Origin of the sequence: Halorussus salinus, from assembly GCF_004765815.2 — an archaeon.
In the GTDB taxonomy this organism is placed as follows: domain Archaea; phylum Halobacteriota; class Halobacteria; order Halobacteriales; family Haladaptataceae; genus Halorussus; species Halorussus salinus.
Genome location: NZ_SBIS02000008.1, coordinates 113827 through 132278, shown reverse-complemented (window position 1 = coordinate 132278; position 18452 = coordinate 113827). Strand labels below are relative to the sequence as shown.

Sequence of the window (18452 nt, the reverse complement as noted above, 5' to 3'; positions counted from 1 at the left end):
CGAAGACGTGGGCGGTCAATCCGACTTTTCTCCCGCGGCGAGTTTGTCGGCCAGCGACCGCGAGACCCCCGCGAGGTACGCCGCGCCCCAAATCGCGACAAGCACCCCGCCGAGGAGGTCGAAGAAGATGTCGGACATCGTGTTCGCCAGACTCACCTGTGCGAGGACGCTGTCGGTGCCGGTCCACGACGACAGTCCGTCGAGACCGAACTCCAGAATCTCCCACAGAACGCCGAACGCGAGCGTGAATATCAGGATGTACACCGCGACGAACTTCCGGGGCAGAACCACGTCGTCGTCGTGAACGTCGAACGCCCGGACGGTCGCGTACCCGGCGGCCGCGACCAGCGACGACGAGAGCGTGTGGGTGAGGTTGTCCCACAGTCCAATCACGCCGTAGAGACCGAACGACCCGATAGCGTGGAGGAAGACGGGAATCACTATCCAGAGGGTCAACCGCGTGTCGATGGGCAGGCCGTAGTCGCGTTCGAGGAGGGCGGGGAGTTCCATCACCGCGAGCGCGACGGCGACGTTGACGACGACGCCGACATCCAGCCGATAGAGGCCGACCCCGAGGAGACCCACCAGCGCGAGCTGAAGCCCCCGGACGACCTGTCTCCGCCGACGCGGAGAGAGGTGAAGCCAGTCGTCGCCGGGAGCGGACGAGTTCGAGACGGACGAAGCCGACGAGTCCGAAGCCAACGAAGCCGGACCGGTCGCGGACCGCGACCGGTCGGCGACCGACGGCCCGGACGCGCTCGCGGTCCAGAACCCCAGTCGCTCGCGGTCCACGCGCCGGAAGTAGCCCGCGAACAGCAGGCCCGCGACCACGCCAGCCCCGGCCGCGGCGGTCAGCGACCACATCACCGCCGACAGCCCGCGGAGGTTCTGGGTCCCGAGCGCGAGGTCCATCACCCACTGGACGAGTGCCCACGCGCCCGCGGCGGCCATCGTCGCGGTCACGACGAACAGCACCGCGAACGACGCCGACATCTCGACCGAGGTGAACGCGTCGAACTCCACGGCGAGCGCGAGCGCGAGCGCCGGGACGACCAGAAACGCCGCGACCGACCGCGGAAGCAGGAGGTCCAGCGACTGGAGCGCGTACGGGACCGCGAGGAACGCCACGACCTCCCACGGGAGCGTCGCCGACCAGTCGCGGTAGGCGGCCACCGGGACGACCGCGACCCCGACCGCGGCGAGACCGAGACCCGCCCACAGGAGGTCGCCGCCGCTCGCGCTCGCCGCGGAACTCGCTACGACGGCCGCCACTGCGGTCCACGTGAGCGCGGCGTTCCGTCGTCGCGTCACGATGCCACGGGGGACGGTATCGGACACGAACCGGGGTACGACACGGGAGGCTAAAAGCGTGAAGCCGTCCCGAAACCGTTCGGCGCTATCGTCGGCCGGAAGGCGAATAAAACGGTCCGAACGGAGCGGGAACGGTCCGGAAAGAGCCGACCTCAAACGGGAAATCCATCGTTACACGGCGTGCAACCGTTCGAACTCGCGGAACGCATTTCAACCGAGTTACCGGTTGATAGGGGTGGATTTCCTAATTTAGGGCGAAGACAAATGGCAACGCAAAATTCGACGTTCGCGGAGACCACCGAAATCTGCGAACGATGTGACGAATCGACGCCCCACGACGTGACTATCGAGATACAGACCGAGAGCAAGAAACAGGAGAACACCGAGTTCTCGCGCGAACCCTACCGCGTGACCGAGTGCATGGAGTGTGGCGAGACGACGGCCAAGCGGATGAACGACGCCTGAATTCCGGACGTACAGACGCGTAACTGACGGTCTCGTTTTCTCGACGCCGACCGGCCGACGAGAGAGTTCTGTATATCGAGATAGGATTTATTCCCGCTCGAACGCCTCGGCCAACTCCGCGCGCATGAACTCCCGTCGCACCTTCCGCGAGCGTTCGTCCGAGAGGTAGTTCGACAGGAGGACGCGGGGGTCGTCGCTCCCCTGCTCGGCGGCGATGTCCTCCAGTCCCTCCAGCACGGCTTCGAGGACCGACGTGTAGGTGTCGTACCAGTAGCGCCGACAGAGCTGTGGACTCGGGCGCTCGCCGTCGATTTTCTCGGGAAGCCCGGCGCGCTCGGCCAACTCGCGGAACCACGACCAGACCGTCTCGCGGGCGACGTGTGGCTCCGCGCCCTGCGGCGAGGGAAAGAGGTAGCCCGACCACTCCTCGCGGCCCGAAAGCTCGTCGAGGCGCGCGTCGAGCGCGTCCAACCCGTAGACGAGGTTGACCTCGCCCGGCCCGTTCTTTCGCTCCGCGAAGGTGACGTAGGGCGCTTCGTCCTCGCCTACGTCGCGCACGAACTGCGAGACGTGGAGGCTGGCGACCTCGTTGGCGCGGAGTCCCCACGCCGCGAGCGCGACGACCAGTAACTCCTCGCGCGAGGAGTCCGCGGCCTCCACCAGCTTCCGGACGTGCGCGTGCGAGAGCGGGGCCGGGTCCGAGGGGTCGGCTTGCCACTTGAACTCGTCGTAGAGTCCGGTCGCGGGGTTGACCGCGGCGAGTCGGCGACCGACGAGATGCTGGTACCACCCGTCCACGACGCTCCGGACGCGGGTCTTCGTTCGGGGGTTGTAGTCGCGGGCGTCGAGCCAGTCGAAGGCGGCGTAGCAGGCGTGGACTGCCTCGTGGACCGGCACGTCGGAATCGGCTCGCACGGGCGCGAGGAGGTCCGTCTCGCCGTTGGCCTCGCGGTAGGCGCGGACGTAGAGGTTGAGTCGGCGGCGCTTGGCCTCGACGGTCGAGTCGCGGAGCGAGTGGCGACTCCGACGCCGGTCGAGGAACGTCTCCAGCGCCTCGCGCGTGTCGGCGTCGTCGGTCGCCCAGTCGTACCCTTCGTCGCCGCCCGGAGCGACCTCCTCGCGCCAGAATTCGCCGAACGACAGGTCGTGATGGCGACGGAGCGCCGCGAGGAACGCCCGAAGCTCCTCGTCGCGGAACCACTGGTGAGTCGGTCGGTCGGTTTCGGGGTCCCGGCCTTCGGCGCGGAGTCGAGGCGCGACGACCTCCCGGTAGAGGTCCCGGAAGTCCCCGAGCGAGCAGGTCGTCCAGCGCACGTCCGCGAAGGGGTCCGCCGTTTCCTCTGTTGTCGATTCGGCGATTTCGGTCACGCTCGTCCCTCCGGCGACGGAATTTCGGCGGGGAAGCGCGCGAGCTTCGTTCGACGTAAATCTGAGTCCGGCATATTCTGGCGGTTCGCGTTTTCTTACTCTTTGCTTATAATTCTGTGGGGATAACGGTCCGCTGTGGACTGTTGTACCCACGGAAGATTCGGCGTCGTCGCCGGTTCGACTCGTAAATTGTATTTCGCTATATAGAACTTCTCGATTGGAGGGTGAGACGACGAGGAGTTCGGAGACCGATACTGCTCGGCCGAATCGTCGGGAAGACCCACTGGCTACCGGACCCACGACTCCTCAGGTCGGCATCGGCCTGAACAGGTCCGAGTGGAGTCCGCGGGAGCGCGACGCGGAATCGAAGGGGATGGCACTGGGGAGAAGACGGCCTCCGAGGTGGGAATCGAGTTCAGTCGAGAAGTCGAACGGTCGCGCTACCTGATGACCGGCCACGTCTATCGACGGCGGCGTCGCAAATCGAAGGAAGTCACTCCGGTTCCGCGACGGTCATGACGGGGACCGGTGCCGAACGCACGGTCTTTTCCGCGACACTGCCGAGCAGGATGCGGTCCGTGCCGCGTCTCCCAGTCGTGCCCATCCCGACGAGGTGTACGTCGTTCGACTCGATGTAGTCGAGAATCACCTCGACGGGCGTTCCGTGTTCGACGCGGCGAACGGTACTCTCGACCCCGCGTGCCTCGGCTTCCGAGACGACGGCCTCGACGGCCTCGGTCGCGGCGTCTTCGTTTTCTTCGCCGGAAACCGACGAGCGAACGTCCAATCCGAGCGCGGAGTCGTCCACGACGGACAGGACGTGGACGGTCGCGTCGAGCGACGCCGCGAGTTCCACGAGATGGTCGGACGCGTACGTCGCGGCGGAACTCCCGTCGGTCGTGACGAGGATGTTCTCGTAGGGGAACTCCAGCGTCTCGTCGGGTTGCATGCGGACCGTGAGGACGGGAACCGACGAGAGGCGGACGACCTTCTCGGAGACGCTTCCGATGAGATATCGCGAGACGCCTTCCCGGCCGTGGGTCGGCATCACGACCAAATCTTGGTCGTACCGCTCGGCGTAGTCGGCTATCGTCGGGGCGGGATTGCCCTGAACGATGTCGGTTTCGTACGAAACCCCGAGCGTTTCCAGTGTCTTTTCGGCCTCCTCTACGATCTCCTCGCCCTGTTGTACGAGTCCATCGACAGTTTGGCCCTCGACCACGGTGACGCTATCGCGTGCCGTGTCGGCGACGTAGAGGAGGTGAATCGTCGCGTCGGACCAGTGGGCGATTTCGGCGGCGTGGTGGAGTACCTCGGACGCGCCATCGCTATCGTCGTACGGGAGGAGAATGGTATCGTACATGACTCGATAGGGCGGGCTACGTCCGGCAGGCCCCTAATGGTTTCCACCGCTCCCGGAAGCGACCCCCGAGCGCCGGAGGTCGCTCGCGGTCCACGGTTCTGCGTCGCCACGTATCGAGCGCGGGTCTCGACTGCCGAGACGCTCCCGGTCAGTCGGGTCCAGCGCCACCGACCGACGACTCATCTTCGGTCAGGTTGGCGGTGTCGCGCTCGACGGTCACCCGGACCTTCTGAATGCGCGTGTCTTCGACTCGCTCCGGCCGTAGCGTCGCATTGCGATACTCGAACTCCTCGCCTTGCTCGACGAGACGACCCGCGCGGTTGAAGATGAAGCCAGCGATGGTCTCGAACTCCTCGCCCTCGGGGAGGTCGATGTCCAGCGCCTCGTTGACCTCGTCGATGTTGACATCGCCGCGGACCACCACCTCGGTGTCGTCGATGACCTCTATCGGGTGTTCCTCGTCGCCGACCAGTATCTCGCCGACGATCTCCTCAAGCACGTCCTCCATCGTGATGAGACCCTCGGTGGCACCGAACTCGTCGAGGACCATGACCATGTGCATCCGGTTCTCGCGCATCTCCGAGAGGAGGTCGTCCACGCTCTTGGACTCGGGGACGTGGAGCGTCGGGCTGACCACGTCCTCGACTTCGAGGTCGGCGAAGGTGTCGTAGTCGGAGTCCTCCAACTCGCGGATGTCGAAGACGCCGATAACGTTGTCCAGCGAACCGGCGTAGACCGGCAGGCGAGCGTGTCCCGCCCGCATACACTCCTGCATGCCCTCCTCGACGGTCGCGTCCTTGGAGATGGCCGCCATGTCGAGCCGAGGAGTCATCACTTCCTTCGCGCTGGCGTCGGTGAACTGCAAGGTGCGCTGGAGTATCTGGCGTTCCTCCTCGTCGAGGATGCCCTCGCGTTCGCCCGTCTTTATCATGTTCCGAATCTCGTCGCGGCTGACGTACGACGACTCGATGGACGAGTCGCCGCCGGTGACCTTGTTGATGAGGCTCGTCAGGTAGTAGAACACGGTGATGAGCGGCCACAGCACTTTCTCGACGACGGTCAGCCCTCGAGCGACGCGCCGCGCGTGCAGTTCGGTGTTCTCGACGGCGTAGGACTTGGGCGCGCTCTCGCCGAACAGCAGGACCATCGAGGTGACGCCGAACGTCGAGATGAGGACGGACACGCCCGCGCTCTCGACGTAGATGCCGACGAGCGTGGTCGCTATCGAGGACATCCCGATGTTGACCATGTTGTTCCCCACGAGAATCGTCACGAGCAGGCGGTGGGGGTCGTCCTTGAGCGATTTGACCGCTCGCGCACCGCGCTCGCCCTTCTCGATCATCGCGTCGATCTGGTGGGGCGAGAGCGAGAACATGGCGATCTCGGACGACGAGAAGAATCCGGACCCCATGAGGAGCAGTAAGATGAGGAGCATACCGGCCACGGTAACTCCCATCTGCCCCAACTCGATACCGACGATGGGCACAGTGTACAGTGTGGTACTGGCCTCGAATGCCGCCGTGAGCGTGGATGCGTCCATCGACTCTGACGGTTGGTGAGGCAGAAAAGTAGTCTTTGTGAAACGGACCGAAATTTCACCACCAACGCTCGGACGGAGCGCACCGTCGATGTCGATTCGTCCGTCGATTGCACGCTACGTGTCTCGATGTAAAATTCTACGGGAGCGCGTCTCGGAACCCCTACGTCACTACGTCTCGGTCGGACGAACTCGTATCCCGCCGCCGACTTCAGACTCGTGGGTGACAGTTGTCGAACGGTAATCGGCGGTGGCCCGAGCGGTCCCGAGCAATCGACGCGACGCGGCGTTCAACGCGTCCGTTCGGCCGGACTCGTCGGCGAGCGACCGGAGCGTCGTTGGTCGAATCGCCGACAGCACCGTCGGTTCAACGAAGCCTACGTCGATTCGAAGGCTCGAAACCGTATCGGAGAACGCTAGAACGATTCTAGAACGATTTGCGGTCTTTTTGGTCGAGGACGTGGAACCGGAGACGGGAACCATCATGAACCAAACTACGAATTTCGAGATGGAAGGAGAACGGCCACGCGGCGGCGTCGCCGCCGGTGCAATCGTCGCGGTACTGGGCGTCCTCGCGATTCTGTTCCCGTTCGTCACGGGTCTCTCGCTGTCGATACTGCTCGGTGCGCTCCTCGTCGTCGGTGCCATCGTCCACGTGGGTCACGCCTTCTCGGCCGGGAGTCTCTGGGGTGCGGTCTGGCAGGTCGCGCTTGGCGTCCTCTACGGATTCGCTGGCATCTCGCTGATGGCGAACCCGGTCGTCGGACTGGCTACGCTCACCCTCCTCGTCGTCGCGTTCTTCCTCGTGAACGGCGCGGTGGAAGTCGGGTGGGCGCTCGCTGGCCGCGGCAACGACGGGTGGCTCTGGCTCCTCGCGAGCGGCGTCGCGTCACTGCTCGCGGCGGTCCTCCTCTGGGCGGGATTCCCCTCGACCGCGCTGTGGGCCGTCGGCCTCCTCTTCGGGGTGAACCTCCTCGTCACCGGTATCTCGTTGGTCGCGCTCGGGATGTCGAACGGACGAACCGCCGACGACGAGCTACCCGGCGGCGAGCGCGGACAAGGTGCCTGAGAGACGATTCCTCATCGTTTCGCAGACCCCGATTCGAGCCGCCCCAGTAGCTGGTCGGAGACCCCGGTCAGGTGGACCGTCCCGAAGATGGCGACCAGCAGACCGCCCAGCGTGTTGTAGAAGAGGTCCAAAATCGTGTCGTCGAGTCCGTACTGCGTGAGGACTCGCGGGATGCCGAGGAGTTGGGCGCTCACGGCGATGTAGAACTCGATGAGTTCCCAGAAGACGCCGAACGCCATCACGAACACCAGCAGGTACGCGAAGGTGAACTTCGGTCCCATGTGGATGTACTCGGTGTGTTCCTGCAAGGCTCGTGTCACCGCGTAGGCCGACCCGACGACCAGCGACGACGAGAGCGCGTGAGTCATGTGGTCCCACCACCACACGGCCTTGTAGGGACTCAGGAAGCCGAGTCCGGGAAGCGGGAGCGTCCCGAGCGCGTGGAGGAACATCGCGAGCGTGATCCAGAGGACGAGCGCCACGTCCATCGTGAACTGGTATCGCCGCTCTAACACCGCCGGGAGGAGCGTGACGAGAAGCCCGACGGCGGCGTTGACCGCGATGCCGGGATTACCGAGGTACAACCCTGCGACGAAGATGCCGACCATCACCGCTTGGAGGATTCTAACGAGACTCGCCTGCACTCGGTCGGAGACGTGGAGGCGGTTCCGGATGCTCACGGAGCGGTCACCTCCTCGCCGCCAGCGCGTTCGAGGTTCGCCCGGAGTCGCCGCCGGAAGTAGAGCCTGAAGAGGCCGCCAGCGACGACCCCCGCGAGCGTGGCCGCGGTGAACAGTTCCATCAGGTCGTCGTTGGTCTCGACGAACGCCGTGCCGAGGTACTTCGCGGAGGCCGCCGACCCGACCGCCCAGAACCCGGCTGTCGCCATCGTCGCGAGGACGACGAAGAACACCGCGAAGTTCGGCGTCATGCGCACCGAACTCGTCAGTTGGAGCGCGACGACCACGAGCATCCCGAGCGCGGCGATGCTCAGTCCAGTCACGAAGTCGGCGAAGAACCCGAGTCCGACTGCTCCGGCGGCCAGCGGGAGCGAGCAAACTAACAGGAGCGGCCACGGTATCGTGTGGGTCCACGTCCGGCGAACGAGCGCGGGTGCGATAGCGACGAACGCCGCGACGGCCGCGAGCGCCATCCGGACGAGGAGGAACTCCAAGAGCGCGGTTATCGCCACGGCGACGAGCAGGCCGACGAGGAGCCACGCGATGGCGGCGTTGACTCTGGTGTCTTTGATAAACCACTCCTCCGGTAGCTGTTGACTCATGGTCGAGCGTCCCCCGAGAGGACGGTCGCGTCGGCGCGACGAGTCCCCTGAATACGCGCTGTTCGGCCGAGAGTCCGAAAAACGGTTGCTATCGTCCAACTATCGCCACGGCGAGAGGAGCGGAGAAACGGTCGCTTTCCGGGCGGACCGACTCCCGACATCGCCGGTCCGCGCCGCGACCGTCGCTCGAAGAGTCGCCGACAGCAGTAGACGCGGACGACGGCGGTCAGGCCTCTATCTCCTCGGCGGCGAACGCGTCGCGGAGGTTCTGCTCGTCCTCCGTCGAGAGGTTCGTCCGAACGACCTCGGGGTCGAACTCCTTCATCTCCTCGACGACGCGGTCGGCGACGACATCCTCGACCAGCAGGAACAGCGCGGAGTCACCGGGTTCGATGGTGTCGCCGACCTCTTTGATGAACTCGTCGTCGATGCCGTAATCGGCGACCTTGCCGCTGAGTGCGCCGGTAATCGTACCGATGGCCAACCCCAGCCACGGCATGAAAAACAGCAGTCCGATGAGCATCCCCCAGAACGCGCCGCCGAGCGCGCCAGCACCGACGAGGCTCTGGGCCTGCTTCACGTCTACCTTGCCGTTCTCCTTGCGAAAGACGACCGCGGCGTCTTTCAGCGTTATCAGTTGCTGTTTCTGCAACTCGAACAGCTTGTCTCGGGCCTCGAACGCCCGTTCTTTTCCTTCGAAATTTAGCACAACGAGTTCACTCACGGTCTGTCTCCCCGGCTACCGTTCTACGAGGGTCGTGTTATACGGTGTCGAGCGTTCAGGCCGAAAACGATACTCTTCCGCGAAATAACCGGGGTTTCGGAGGGGTACGGACGCGTTGAACGTCGTCACGATTCCGAAGTAGCCTCGTTCGGGAGTCCGGAATGCCCTCGTTCGAGGGCGGGGTTCCGGAGTCCGTTTCGTCACGCACTCGCGGCTCGAAGTGACCAACCGGTCACCGGTCGGGGCGCTTCGGCGGCCTCGAACGGCGACCCTCGCGGCTCGCCCTCGGAGATTTGAGCTTCCACGAATCCGACGCGGACGACCACGTCACGGCCGAGTCGGTCGGTCAGCCTGTCGTCGAATCGCTGGGCGAGGTCGGGCGGCACGTCGAGGTCGCGGGGCACCGCGACGAGGACATCCACCCGCGGTTCGTTCCCGAGGAGAAGGTCCACGGGTTCGTACTCGACCGTGACCGAGACGAGTTCGACGCCCTCGGTGGTCACGTCGTCGAATATCCGCTGGAAGTCGTTTTGTGCCTCTCGCTCGAACGACTGGGTCTGAAACGTGGTCCACGTGACCGCACCGAGGACCAGCGAGAGGAGGGCGATGCCGACGGCGATGGCCGCGACGCGCGAGAACAACGACGACTTGACGCCCTCGAACTGCTCGGCGTCGAGCGGTCTGAACCCCGCCCAGTAGAACAGGACGAGCGCCGAGAGGTTGATGGCGAGGAGGTTGACCAAGACGAGGACGGCCCCGGCGACGGCGACGCCCGGATTCCCGAACGCGACGCCGAGGCCGGAGGTGGCCGCCGGGGGAACCAACGCCACGGCGATGGCCACGCCGACGAGCGTCGAACCGGAGCCGCGCATGATGCTGATGGCCCCCGCGAGACCGGACCCGACCGCGAGAAACAGCGAGAGAAAGTTCGGACTCGTCCGCTCGGCGACCTGCGGGATGGTCCGGATGTCGAGTCCCGGCGCGACGAGAATCGTCTCCCGAAGCATCCACCCCATGAACGCGGCGGTCAGGATGGCCGCCACGAGACCGGCGACCTGTAATCTGACGCCGCGGGCGGCCATCTCGCGGTCGTCCAGAATCGTCCCGACGCTGGCGGAGATGGCCGGTCCCATCAGGGGCGCGACGACCATCGCGCCGATGATGGTCGCCGCCGAGTCGAGCAGTAGCCCCGTGGTGGCGATGACGGTACTCAGAATCAGGAACGCGAAAAACGTGGAGTTGGCGGGCGCGAGGTCCTGCGCTCTGGCGTACAGCTCCTCGCGGGAGATTCGCAGGCCGGGGAACCGCTCGACCAGCTCCGAGAGGCGCTGGGAGACGACGGTTTCGGTCGGCAAGACGATGGTGTAAGCGTCTTCCCGGACCCCCGCATCGGTCAGTCGCTCCAGCACCGGTTCGACGCCGCTCGGGGGCACGGGAAACTGCGCCATCGCCTCGAAGTCGCCACGGCCAACTTCGTCGAAGACGGCGTAGTCGATACCCTCGTCGTCGAGCGCCGCGAGGACGCCTTCGCGCTTGCCCTCGGGTATCAACACCTGTACGAGACGCATAGCGCGTGGACGACGGTCTCGACAATAAGTCGTGGTACGGTTGACAGTTTCAAGCCGTCACGGAGCCGTGTTACTGGGGATTACGACCCGAACGAGAGCAACCGCCGGGCGACTCTCTCGCCGACCGAGAGGGCGGGTCGCGCAGGCTGTACGATACAGCGAAGAAATCGCGTCGTTCCGTCTTCCGGCCGCGATAGCGACCGCCGTCGCGGCCGGATGGTCGATTCGCCCTCACATCTGCTGGCCCTGCTTTCCGGTCGAGACCTCGGGGTCGCTCGCCGCTCCGGCTCCGCGTCCGACCACGATCAGCGAGACGCCGGTGGCGAGCAGGTTCACGCCGAGGAGTACGCCGACGGCCCAGAACGCGGTGGTCGGGAAGCCGGTCCAGAGGAGGCCGCCGAACAGGAGCGAGATGGCACCGCTGGCGAGGAGCCACTTGCTCCCCGGTTCTCCTCGACTCTGGAACCCCCACACGAGTTCGACGACGCCGTCGGCGAGGAAGAACCCGATGGCGAGGACGGTCAGCGTGGCCAGTCCGACGACCGGGTTCGCCATGAACGAGATGCCAGCGACGGCGTAGAGGCCAGCGAGGAGTACCTGCCAGACGAAGTTTCCGAGCGACCCCGCGGAGAAGGCGTGGGCGGCGTGGACGAGCGCGCCGACCACGAGGAGCGCGCCGAGCAGTATCGACAGCGACAGGCCCGTGAAAAACGGGAATACCACCGCGAACAGGCCGAGAACGGCGATGACGATTCCGCCGACCGTCGCGGCGCGGCGGCTTCCGATGCGGGTCGATTCGACTCCGAAAGTGGTGTTCGAACTCATGATTCTCGAAGGTTACGACGCCGTCTCGGAGCAAAAATAGCGCCTATCGTTCTGATTCGTTCAGTTCGCACGCGGAGCGTCAACGGGATACTACCGTCGGGAACGGGAGTAGAGTAGCGCAGGTCGGCGACGACGCGACCGGCGTCGCTCGCTGACGCAACGCTCGAATACCCGGTCGTTCCGCCGCTCGAAGGCATCCGCGTCGTTTCCCGCAAATACGTTTCGTTCTCTCAGAACGCTACACGTGTCCGCTAACTGCGTCCCGACTGTCTCTCCTCGACGGTCTCGCCCTCCCGACCGGGGGTGGACTCGCTGGTCGCTCCTCGCTCTCCGGCGTCGGGACCGACGACGGTCCGGTCGGGTATCGACTCCCGGCGCGTCGGCGAGCGCGTGACCAACCGCTGAAGCAGGGTCTCCTCGCTCGGATTCTCCTTGTCCACGACTTCGTACTCCACGACGACGCGCCCGTCCTCGGCGGGCGAGAGTCGGAAGTAGTTGAGTCGGTACGACGAGTAGAACACCGGTGGCAGGATACCGACCACCGGATTCTTCCGGTGGAGACGCTTGAGCCACGTCCCGGTGTTGAGAATCACGCGGTCCTCGACCTCGGTCAGCGAGACGCGGTGGGTGTGGCCATAGACGAAGACGGCGGTCTCGGGGGACTCCGCGAACACCGCTCTGGCACCCTCGACGTACTTCCCGGCCGGACCGTACTCCTCGGCGGCGTCGGTCTCGTCGTCCGAGCGGACGAGACCGAACCGCCGGAGCGTCTTGCGCACGTCTCTGGCGAACACGTACAGTGGAATCGAAACGGCGACCAGCAGTCCGACGAGGACGAGGTTCGCCGCGAGGAAGAGGTCCACGAGTCGGCCAACCGGCCCGAGGAGGCCGAGCGCGCCCTCGACGGTCCGCATCGGGAGCGACCAGACGCCGGTCTCCGCGAGGACGAAGACGGCGACGTAGAGGAGTCCGAAGTTGAACAGCAGGAGAAACGGGACCGCGGCGTACCGGAGCCACGCGCTCATCTCGCGGTAGAAGTAGTTCGACATCATCCAGTCGGGAATCCGGGTCATCGGCGTCACCGCTTGGATGTCCTTGAGCCAGTTGTACTTCCCGCGCCCCGAGAGGCGTCCCGCGCGACTCGTAATCTGGCGATTCACGAAGTAGCCCGGCGGGTTCGCGTAGGGGTTGCCGAAGTCGGGGATGCGGTTGTTCGGGTCGCGTTGCATCCCGTGTTCGACGTAGACCTCGTAGTCGCCAACCTCGCGGGTGAGCGACACCTCCTGTTCCAACGTGACGTTGTACGCCGCCAACCGCTCGACGTACTCGTCGTAGGCCGCGAGTTCGTAGTCGTGATTGCCGGGGATGAGCGTGATGGGGACCTCCTCGCCGGTCGCGCGCAACTGCTCGAACAGTTCGGGGTAGCTATCCACGAGCGCGTCGAACTTCGCGGGACCCTCGACCTCGGTGAACTCCCAGAGGCCGAACGCGTCGCCGTTGATGATTAGCTCGGCCTCCTCGTCGGTCGTTTCGAGGTCACGGAGGAACGCGAGGAGTTCGTCCAGAAAATCGACGTGTTCTAACTGCTCGTCGCCGCCGATGTGGAGGTCGCTGACGAAGTAGTAGGTGTCGGTCATCTCGGACGCTCCCTGTCGTGTCGTAGGCCCATCCCCGTCCGGTGGTCGCGTGGGAGGACCACCTCGTCGGAGAGATGGTACCGACCCACGTACGCGAAGCAGTTGGATAAGTGTTGTCCGGCGGCCGGGTCAGACCAGCGTCTCCGGTCGGTCGCCGAGGTAGTCGAAGACGGCTCCGAGCGTGAACCCGTACGCGAAGTGGCCACCGAGCGTGAACAGGAGGTACAGCACCAGCGCGAGACCGGTGTAGTCCGAGTAGAAGGCGGGCGCGAACCCGGTCCACAGCACGAAGCCGAAGGGGAGACCCTTCAGCGCGAACCTGTCGCCGGGGAGGTACGACCCGATGGACGCGAACAACAGCGGCCACATCACCATCCCGCCCAGCAGGAACAGGACGTAGCCGACGGCCGCGGGGTTCGACTCGAACAGCGCGTTCAGGCCGGTGAGTTCGGCCAGCGTGGCGAACTCGTTGATGTCGAAGACCCCCAGCGACGCCGCGATGAGCAGGCCCACCGTCAGCGACCCGGTACCCACCAACCCCCCGACCGCACCGATGAGTCCGTCGGTGACGATACCCCACAAGTTGTCGAAGTCCGGCTCCGTCCCCTCCGTCATCTCCTCGGGAAACTCGGTCGTCACTTCCGGTTCGTCGTTTTCCATGGAATACGATACCACTTACCAAGCGAAAAACGTTGCGTCTTATGTCACGAACATTTATGGGAAATAGATAAGTATTCGGGTAATGTTACCAACGTACATGACACCGTCGGTCGGAGCGGCACTCGTCGCAGTCGGCGACCTCGTCTCGGCCCAGTCCGGGCTCGTACCGAGAGGGTCGCGGGTGGAAGTGTTCCGCGAGATATTCACGGTGTTTCTGGCGCTGGGGACGCTCGTCTGCGTCGTCGTGGTGGGATACATGGTGTACAACGCCTACAAGTACCGCGACGGGAGCGGGCGAGCGGCCGACGACGCCGAGTCGCCGCGATTGGGCGACCTGCCGTCGGGGAGCGGGGGCGGACGAAAGCTGTTCTACTCGTTCGGTCTGAGCGCCATCATCGTCATCTCGCTCATCGCGTGGACGTACGGCACCCTGCTGTACGTCGAGCAGAGTCCCCCGACCGAGGGCGAGGAGGGCCTCGAAGTCGAGGTCGTCGGCTTTCGCTTCGGGTGGGAGTTCGTCTACCCGAACGGCCACACCGCGAACACCCTGCGCGTGCCCCGAGGAGCGGCGGTCAACCTCACGGTGACCTCCGACGACGTGTTCCACACCTTCGGGGTCCCGGAGTTACGGGTGAAGACCGACGCGATTCCCGGCCAAGAGACCGACACGTGGTTCATCGCCGACGAGACGGGGACCTACGAGGCCAGATGCTTCGAGCTGTGCGGCGCGGGCCACTCGTACATGACCGCCGACATCGTGGTGATGGAACCCGACGAGTACCGGGCGTGGTACGAGAACACGTCGGCGTCGAGTAACGCGTCGGCCGGGGCCGGGAACGCGTCGGCGGTCTCCTCGGGCGCGAGCGCGCAGGTTGCACCCGCGAACGCACAGCAATCGCAGGGGGTGACCGCATGAGCGACGAGAGCGTCGAGGACGCGGCTACGGACGGAGTCGACCCCGCCGGGGACGGCGGCTACGCCGACGCGACCCACGGCGCGGACCACCACCACGACCTGCCCGACCCCGCGAGCGTCAAGCGGTGGCTAGTCACGACCAACCACAAGGATGTGGGCGTCCTCTACACCGTCACCGCGCTGTTTTTCCTCGTGTTCGGCGGGGTGCTGGCGCTGTTGATGCGCCTGCAACTCTGGACGCCCGGCGTGAGTCTGCTGGAGCCGCTCCAGTACAATCAGGCCGTCTCGGCGCACGGTCTCATCATGGTGTTCTGGTTCCTCTCGCCGTTCGCGTTCGGGTTCGCCAACTACGTCGTGCCGCTCCAAATCGGCGCGAAGGACCTCGCCTTCCCGCGACTCAACGCGCTGTCGTACTGGCTGTATCTGTTCTCGGGGGTTCTGTTGGGAGTCTCGTTCTTCCAAGGCGGCACCTTCGCGGGCGGGTGGACGATGTACGCGCCGCTGAATCTACCCGTCTACACGCCCAACATCGGCGCGAGTACCGCGGTGCTGGCGCTCGTGTTGTTCACCGCGTCGGTGACGATAGGGTCGGTCAACTTCTTGACGACGATGCACCGGATGCGCGCCGAGGGGCTGACCCTGCGCCGAATGCCGCTTTTCACGTGGACTATCCTGCTGACGACGTGGATGATGCTGTTCGCGTTCGCCGCGTTGCTGGCGGCGCTGATGATTCTGTCCGCGGACCGACTGCTCGGCACCCAGTACTTCGCGGCGACGGGCCACGCAGGGGCGCTACTGTGGGCGCACCTGTTCTGGTTCTTCGGCCATCCGGAGGTCTACATCGTCTTCTTCCCGGCGCTGGGCGTGATGGCCGAGTGCTTCCAGACGTTCACCGGGAAACGGCTGGTCGGCCGCAAGTGGTTCATCGCCGCGATGGTGCTGGTCGCGCTCCAGAGCTTCCTCGTCTGGATGCACCACATGTTCCTGACCTCCATCAACCTCGAAATCAAGACGCTGTTCATGGCGACGACCATCGGGATATCCCTCCCGTTCGACCTGATGGTGTTCGCGCTCATCTACACGCTCGTCAAAGGGAAGGTGCGATTCACGACGCCGTTCCTCTTCTCGTTCGGCGCGCTCGTCCTGTTCATTTTGGGCGGCATCACGGGCGTCTTCCTCGGCGCGGTCGTGTTGGACTACGAGTTCCGGGGCACCTACTGGGTCGTCGCGCACTTCCACTACGTGATGGTCGGGGGCGTCACCGCGCTGGTCGGTGGTCTCTACTACTGGTACCCCAAAATGACGGGCAAGATGTACGACGAGTTCTTGGGGAAGGTCCACTTCGCGCTGTACTTCGTCGGGTTCAATCTGCTGTACTTCCCGATGTTCGTCGCGTGGGAGACTCCTCGGCGCGATTTCGTCTACCCCGAGGCGTTCGTGACGTGGCACCAACTCGCCACCGTCGGCGGGTTCGTTCTGGGCGCGTCGTTCCTCGTGATGTTCTACAACCTCGCGGCGAGCCTCTGGGCGGGCGAGGAGGCCGACGACAACCCGTGGCAGTACTCGACCACGACCGAGTGGGCGATTCCCTCGCCGCCGCCCCTCGAAAACTTCCCCGGCAGACCCTCGTTCGCCAGCGGGTCGCTGGAGTTCCTGCGGTCGGGGAGAGCCGCGGACGGCGGGGAGTTGGAGGCCGACGGGAGTGGCGTCGAGGCCGACGGCGGCGGGGTCGCGCAGGGCCACGCCTCCGCCGCGCTGACCGACGACGACCACGGCGAGAGCCACGCGAGCGTCTGGCCGTTCGCGGTCGGCGTCGCGTCGTTCGTCCTCCTGCTCGGTCTCTCGGGGATGCAGGGCGCGAGCTACCCCGACGGACTCGAAGGCGGATTCTACGTCGCGCTCACGGTCGGCGGGCTGGTCGGCGGTCTCGCCGCGCTGGTGAAGATGGCCGCGGAGCGATTCCACGCGCCGACCGGTCCCTTCGGCGAGAGTTGGCCGTTCGAGGCGGTCGGGAACACCAAGCTGGGCGTCTGGATATTCCTCGCCAGCGACGTGGTGCTGTTCGGTGCGTTCGTCGGCTCGTACGCCTTCATCCGGGTCGCGGAGGGGTGGACCGACTGGCACCACCTGATTCCGGCGGCACACGTCCCCTTGCCGGGACTCATCAACACCTACCTCCTGCTGACGAGCAGTTTCACGGTCGTCCTCGCGCTCGTCGCCGCCGAGAAGGGGAGTCGCTGGGGACTGGTCGGCGCACTCGCGACGACGCTCGTCCTCGGGGTCGCGTTCCTCGTGAACAAGGCCTTAGAGTGGCTCCACCTGTTCCACGTCCACACCGAGGCGTTCCCACAGGGGTGGGACATCGGGACGAACGTCGCCTCCTCGACGTTCTACCTAACCACGGGCCTCCACGGACTCCACGTCGTCGCGGGGTTGGTCGTGACGTTATATCTCCTCGTGCGCGCGTGGAACGGCGCGTATCTGGACGGCGACGACGAACCGGTGGAGTACTTCGGTCTCTACTGGCACTTCGTGGACATCGTCTGGCTGTTCCTGTTCCCGCTGTTCTACATCCTGTAGCCCTCGAACTACGACGAACACCCAACACCATCACCGACCCAACCATCACCGACCCAACCATCACCGACCCAACCACCACCGACCTAACCACCATCACGAACCCATGACCCGAACGAAACTTTACACCGCGATTTACGTCGTGTTGTTCGCCTTCGCCACGGTGCAACTCCTCGTCGAGCAGTCGGGCGGACTCCCCTACTGGACCGCCTTCTGGATAATCATCGCGCTGTCGTTCGTGAAGGCGGTGCTGGTCGCGTGGTACTACCAGCACCTGAAGTGGGAACCGCGCTCGGTGACGTTCACGATGTTCGTCGGCCTGCTGGCGGCGCTGGCGCTGACGATGGCGGCGGCGTACTCGATACTCTGAGCGGTCCGGTCGGCGTCGGACTCCTCTCCGGGACCTGCCAGTTCCGTAGCGTTAACCTCCTCGTCGTCGTGAGACAGGGCATGGGTAGGGGACCGCGAACGCGCCGTAAATTCGTGAAACGAGCAGTCGCGGGCGTACTGGGCGGCGAGACGCTGAGACGGAGCCTCCGAGGAGACCGGCGGGAACTCACCGTCGAGAGCGAGGGCGGCGGCGTTGCCGTCTACGAGTTCGCGGTGACCGGGTCGCTCTCGAAGACCGAAAGCTCCCGGAGCGACACCGTGGACGGCGCGAGAGCCTACGGGTGGGTCGGCCCGAAGCGCGGCGTAGACACCTTCCGGTACTCCGGGGAGATTACGGCGCTCGAACTGAACGGTCCGGCCCGAATCACCCGCGACGGGAGCCAAGTCACCGACGACGACTACCCGGCGCTCCCCGGCGCGGTGACGGCCGACGACGTTCCCGGCGGGCCGGGGTCGGACGTACTCGAAATCCGAAGCGACGGCGGCGGGATGGCCGCCTACGAGTTCACCGCGAGTCGCTACGTCGGGAAGCTCGAATCGGCCGCGGGCGACGAGGTGGAAGGCCGGACCGCGAGAGGGCACGTCGGCCCGGTCCGAGGAGCCGACGGCTACGAGTTCAGCACCGAGATGGAGTCGTTCAGCGTCACCGGCCCCGCGTCGGTGTACCTGAACGGCGCGGAGATTAGGCCCTCCGAGTAGGCGACCGAGCGCGCGGCGTCTCGGCACGAAAAGGGCGTTCGCGCGGGTCGGCAGTTCACAAT

At 65.3% G+C, this 18452-nt stretch carries 17 protein-coding genes; 6 read left to right on the top strand and 11 right to left on the bottom strand.

The genetic code is table 11. The annotated features are described in order from the left end of the window. Positions 1–15: 15 nt before the first annotated feature. Positions 16–1338, bottom strand: a complete 1323-nt coding sequence (locus tag EPL00_RS23875) for a hypothetical protein (protein ID WP_135854229.1) — start codon at positions 1336–1338, stop codon at positions 16–18. A 237-nt stretch (positions 1339–1575) separates the two neighbouring features. Between EPL00_RS23875 and EPL00_RS17675 the strand changes: the two genes are divergently transcribed. Beyond that, positions 1576–1776, top strand: a complete 201-nt coding sequence (locus EPL00_RS17675; protein WP_135854230.1) for a DUF7835 family putative zinc beta-ribbon protein — start codon at positions 1576–1578, stop codon at positions 1774–1776. 87 nt (positions 1777–1863) lie between these two features. Here the strand turns inward: EPL00_RS17675 and EPL00_RS17670 are convergent, their stop codons facing one another. The 3 genes from EPL00_RS17670 to EPL00_RS17660 form a co-directional block, all read right to left on the bottom strand. Further along, a complete protein-coding gene (locus tag EPL00_RS17670; RefSeq protein WP_135854370.1) occupies positions 1864–3135 on the bottom strand; it encodes a tyrosine-type recombinase/integrase in 1272 nt (423 codons plus the stop codon). 502 nt (positions 3136–3637) lie between these two features. Further along, a complete protein-coding gene (locus EPL00_RS17665) occupies positions 3638–4507 on the bottom strand; it encodes a universal stress protein (protein ID WP_135854231.1) in 870 nt (289 codons plus the stop codon). A gap of 148 nt (positions 4508–4655) precedes the next feature. After that, positions 4656–6047 (bottom strand): hemolysin family protein, encoded by a 1392-nt coding sequence (locus EPL00_RS17660; RefSeq protein ID WP_135854232.1) that lies wholly within the window; start codon positions 6045–6047, stop codon positions 4656–4658. A 481-nt stretch (positions 6048–6528) separates the two neighbouring features. Between EPL00_RS17660 and EPL00_RS17655 the strand changes: the two genes are divergently transcribed. Then, positions 6529–7113, top strand: a complete 585-nt coding sequence (locus EPL00_RS17655) for an HdeD family acid-resistance protein (RefSeq protein WP_238398243.1) — start codon at positions 6529–6531, stop codon at positions 7111–7113. 11 nt (positions 7114–7124) lie between these two features. On the opposite strand, the gene EPL00_RS17650 is transcribed toward EPL00_RS17655, so the two are convergent. The 7 genes from EPL00_RS17650 to EPL00_RS17620 form a co-directional block, all read right to left on the bottom strand. Continuing rightward, a complete protein-coding gene (locus tag EPL00_RS17650; RefSeq protein WP_135854234.1) occupies positions 7125–7793 on the bottom strand; it encodes a hypothetical protein in 669 nt (222 codons plus the stop codon). Further along, positions 7790–8395 (bottom strand): hypothetical protein, encoded by a 606-nt coding sequence (locus EPL00_RS17645; protein ID WP_135854235.1) that lies wholly within the window; start codon positions 8393–8395, stop codon positions 7790–7792. Before EPL00_RS17645 ends, EPL00_RS17650 begins: the two co-directional genes overlap by 4 nt. Positions 8396–8621: 226 nt before the next feature. Then, positions 8622–9119 (bottom strand): DUF1269 domain-containing protein, encoded by a 498-nt coding sequence (locus EPL00_RS17640; protein ID WP_135854236.1) that lies wholly within the window; start codon positions 9117–9119, stop codon positions 8622–8624. 200 nt (positions 9120–9319) lie between these two features. Beyond that, complete coding sequence (locus EPL00_RS17635; RefSeq protein ID WP_135854237.1) at positions 9320–10687, bottom strand: TIGR00341 family protein; 1368 nt, start codon at positions 10685–10687, stop codon at positions 9320–9322. A gap of 231 nt (positions 10688–10918) precedes the next feature. Then, positions 10919–11512 (bottom strand): HdeD family acid-resistance protein, encoded by a 594-nt coding sequence (locus EPL00_RS17630; RefSeq protein WP_135854238.1) that lies wholly within the window; start codon positions 11510–11512, stop codon positions 10919–10921. 251 nt (positions 11513–11763) lie between these two features. Further along, positions 11764–13149, bottom strand: a complete 1386-nt coding sequence (locus tag EPL00_RS17625) for a metallophosphoesterase (protein WP_135854239.1) — start codon at positions 13147–13149, stop codon at positions 11764–11766. Between the two features lie 129 nt (positions 13150–13278). Continuing rightward, on the bottom strand, positions 13279–13809 hold the full coding sequence (locus EPL00_RS17620) for a DUF6789 family protein (RefSeq protein ID WP_135854240.1): 531 nt from the start codon (positions 13807–13809) through the stop codon (positions 13279–13281). Between the two features lie 97 nt (positions 13810–13906). On the opposite strand from EPL00_RS17620, the gene coxB reads away from it, so the two are divergent. The 4 genes from coxB to EPL00_RS17600 all read left to right on the top strand — a co-directional run bounded on the left by coxB (position 13907) and on the right by EPL00_RS17600 (position 18390). Then, positions 13907–14725, top strand: coding sequence for a cytochrome c oxidase subunit II (coxB, locus tag EPL00_RS17615; RefSeq protein WP_135854241.1), 819 nt, complete (start codon positions 13907–13909; stop codon positions 14723–14725). Further along, the gene (locus EPL00_RS17610) at positions 14722–17304 is read left to right on the top strand and encodes a cbb3-type cytochrome c oxidase subunit I (RefSeq protein WP_135854242.1); all 2583 of its coding nucleotides are present in this window, start codon (positions 14722–14724) and stop codon (positions 17302–17304) included. Before coxB ends, EPL00_RS17610 begins: the two co-directional genes overlap by 4 nt. Positions 17305–17407: 103 nt before the next feature. Further along, positions 17408–17671 (top strand): cytochrome C oxidase subunit IV family protein, encoded by a 264-nt coding sequence (locus tag EPL00_RS17605; protein WP_135854243.1) that lies wholly within the window; start codon positions 17408–17410, stop codon positions 17669–17671. Positions 17672–17784: 113 nt separating this feature from the next. Further along, complete coding sequence (locus EPL00_RS17600) at positions 17785–18390, top strand: hypothetical protein (protein ID WP_135854244.1); 606 nt, start codon at positions 17785–17787, stop codon at positions 18388–18390. The last annotated feature ends 62 nt before the right edge of the window (positions 18391–18452 follow it).

What these genes read in the sequence shown, in the direction of transcription:
- EPL00_RS17630 (WP_135854238.1), bottom strand. Translation starts at nt 11,512, where the DNA reads ATGAGTTCGAACACCACTTTCGGAGTCGAATCGACCCGCATCGGAAGC.
- EPL00_RS17645 (WP_135854235.1), bottom strand. Translation starts at nt 8,395, where the DNA reads ATGAGTCAACAGCTACCGGAGGAGTGGTTTATCAAAGACACCAGAGTC.
- EPL00_RS17610 (WP_135854242.1), top strand. Translation starts at nt 14,722, where the DNA reads ATGAGCGACGAGAGCGTCGAGGACGCGGCTACGGACGGAGTCGACCCC.
- EPL00_RS17675 (WP_135854230.1), top strand. Translation starts at nt 1,576, where the DNA reads ATGGCAACGCAAAATTCGACGTTCGCGGAGACCACCGAAATCTGCGAA.
- EPL00_RS17660 (WP_135854232.1), bottom strand. Translation starts at nt 6,047, where the DNA reads ATGGACGCATCCACGCTCACGGCGGCATTCGAGGCCAGTACCACACTG.
- EPL00_RS17655 (WP_238398243.1), top strand. Translation starts at nt 6,529, where the DNA reads ATGAACCAAACTACGAATTTCGAGATGGAAGGAGAACGGCCACGCGGC.
- EPL00_RS17635 (WP_135854237.1), bottom strand. Translation starts at nt 10,687, where the DNA reads ATGCGTCTCGTACAGGTGTTGATACCCGAGGGCAAGCGCGAAGGCGTC.
- EPL00_RS17620 (WP_135854240.1), bottom strand. Translation starts at nt 13,809, where the DNA reads ATGGAAAACGACGAACCGGAAGTGACGACCGAGTTTCCCGAGGAGATG.
- coxB (WP_135854241.1), top strand. Translation starts at nt 13,907, where the DNA reads ATGACACCGTCGGTCGGAGCGGCACTCGTCGCAGTCGGCGACCTCGTC.
- EPL00_RS17605 (WP_135854243.1), top strand. Translation starts at nt 17,408, where the DNA reads ATGACCCGAACGAAACTTTACACCGCGATTTACGTCGTGTTGTTCGCC.
- EPL00_RS17665 (WP_135854231.1), bottom strand. Translation starts at nt 4,507, where the DNA reads ATGTACGATACCATTCTCCTCCCGTACGACGATAGCGATGGCGCGTCC.
- EPL00_RS17625 (WP_135854239.1), bottom strand. Translation starts at nt 13,149, where the DNA reads ATGACCGACACCTACTACTTCGTCAGCGACCTCCACATCGGCGGCGAC.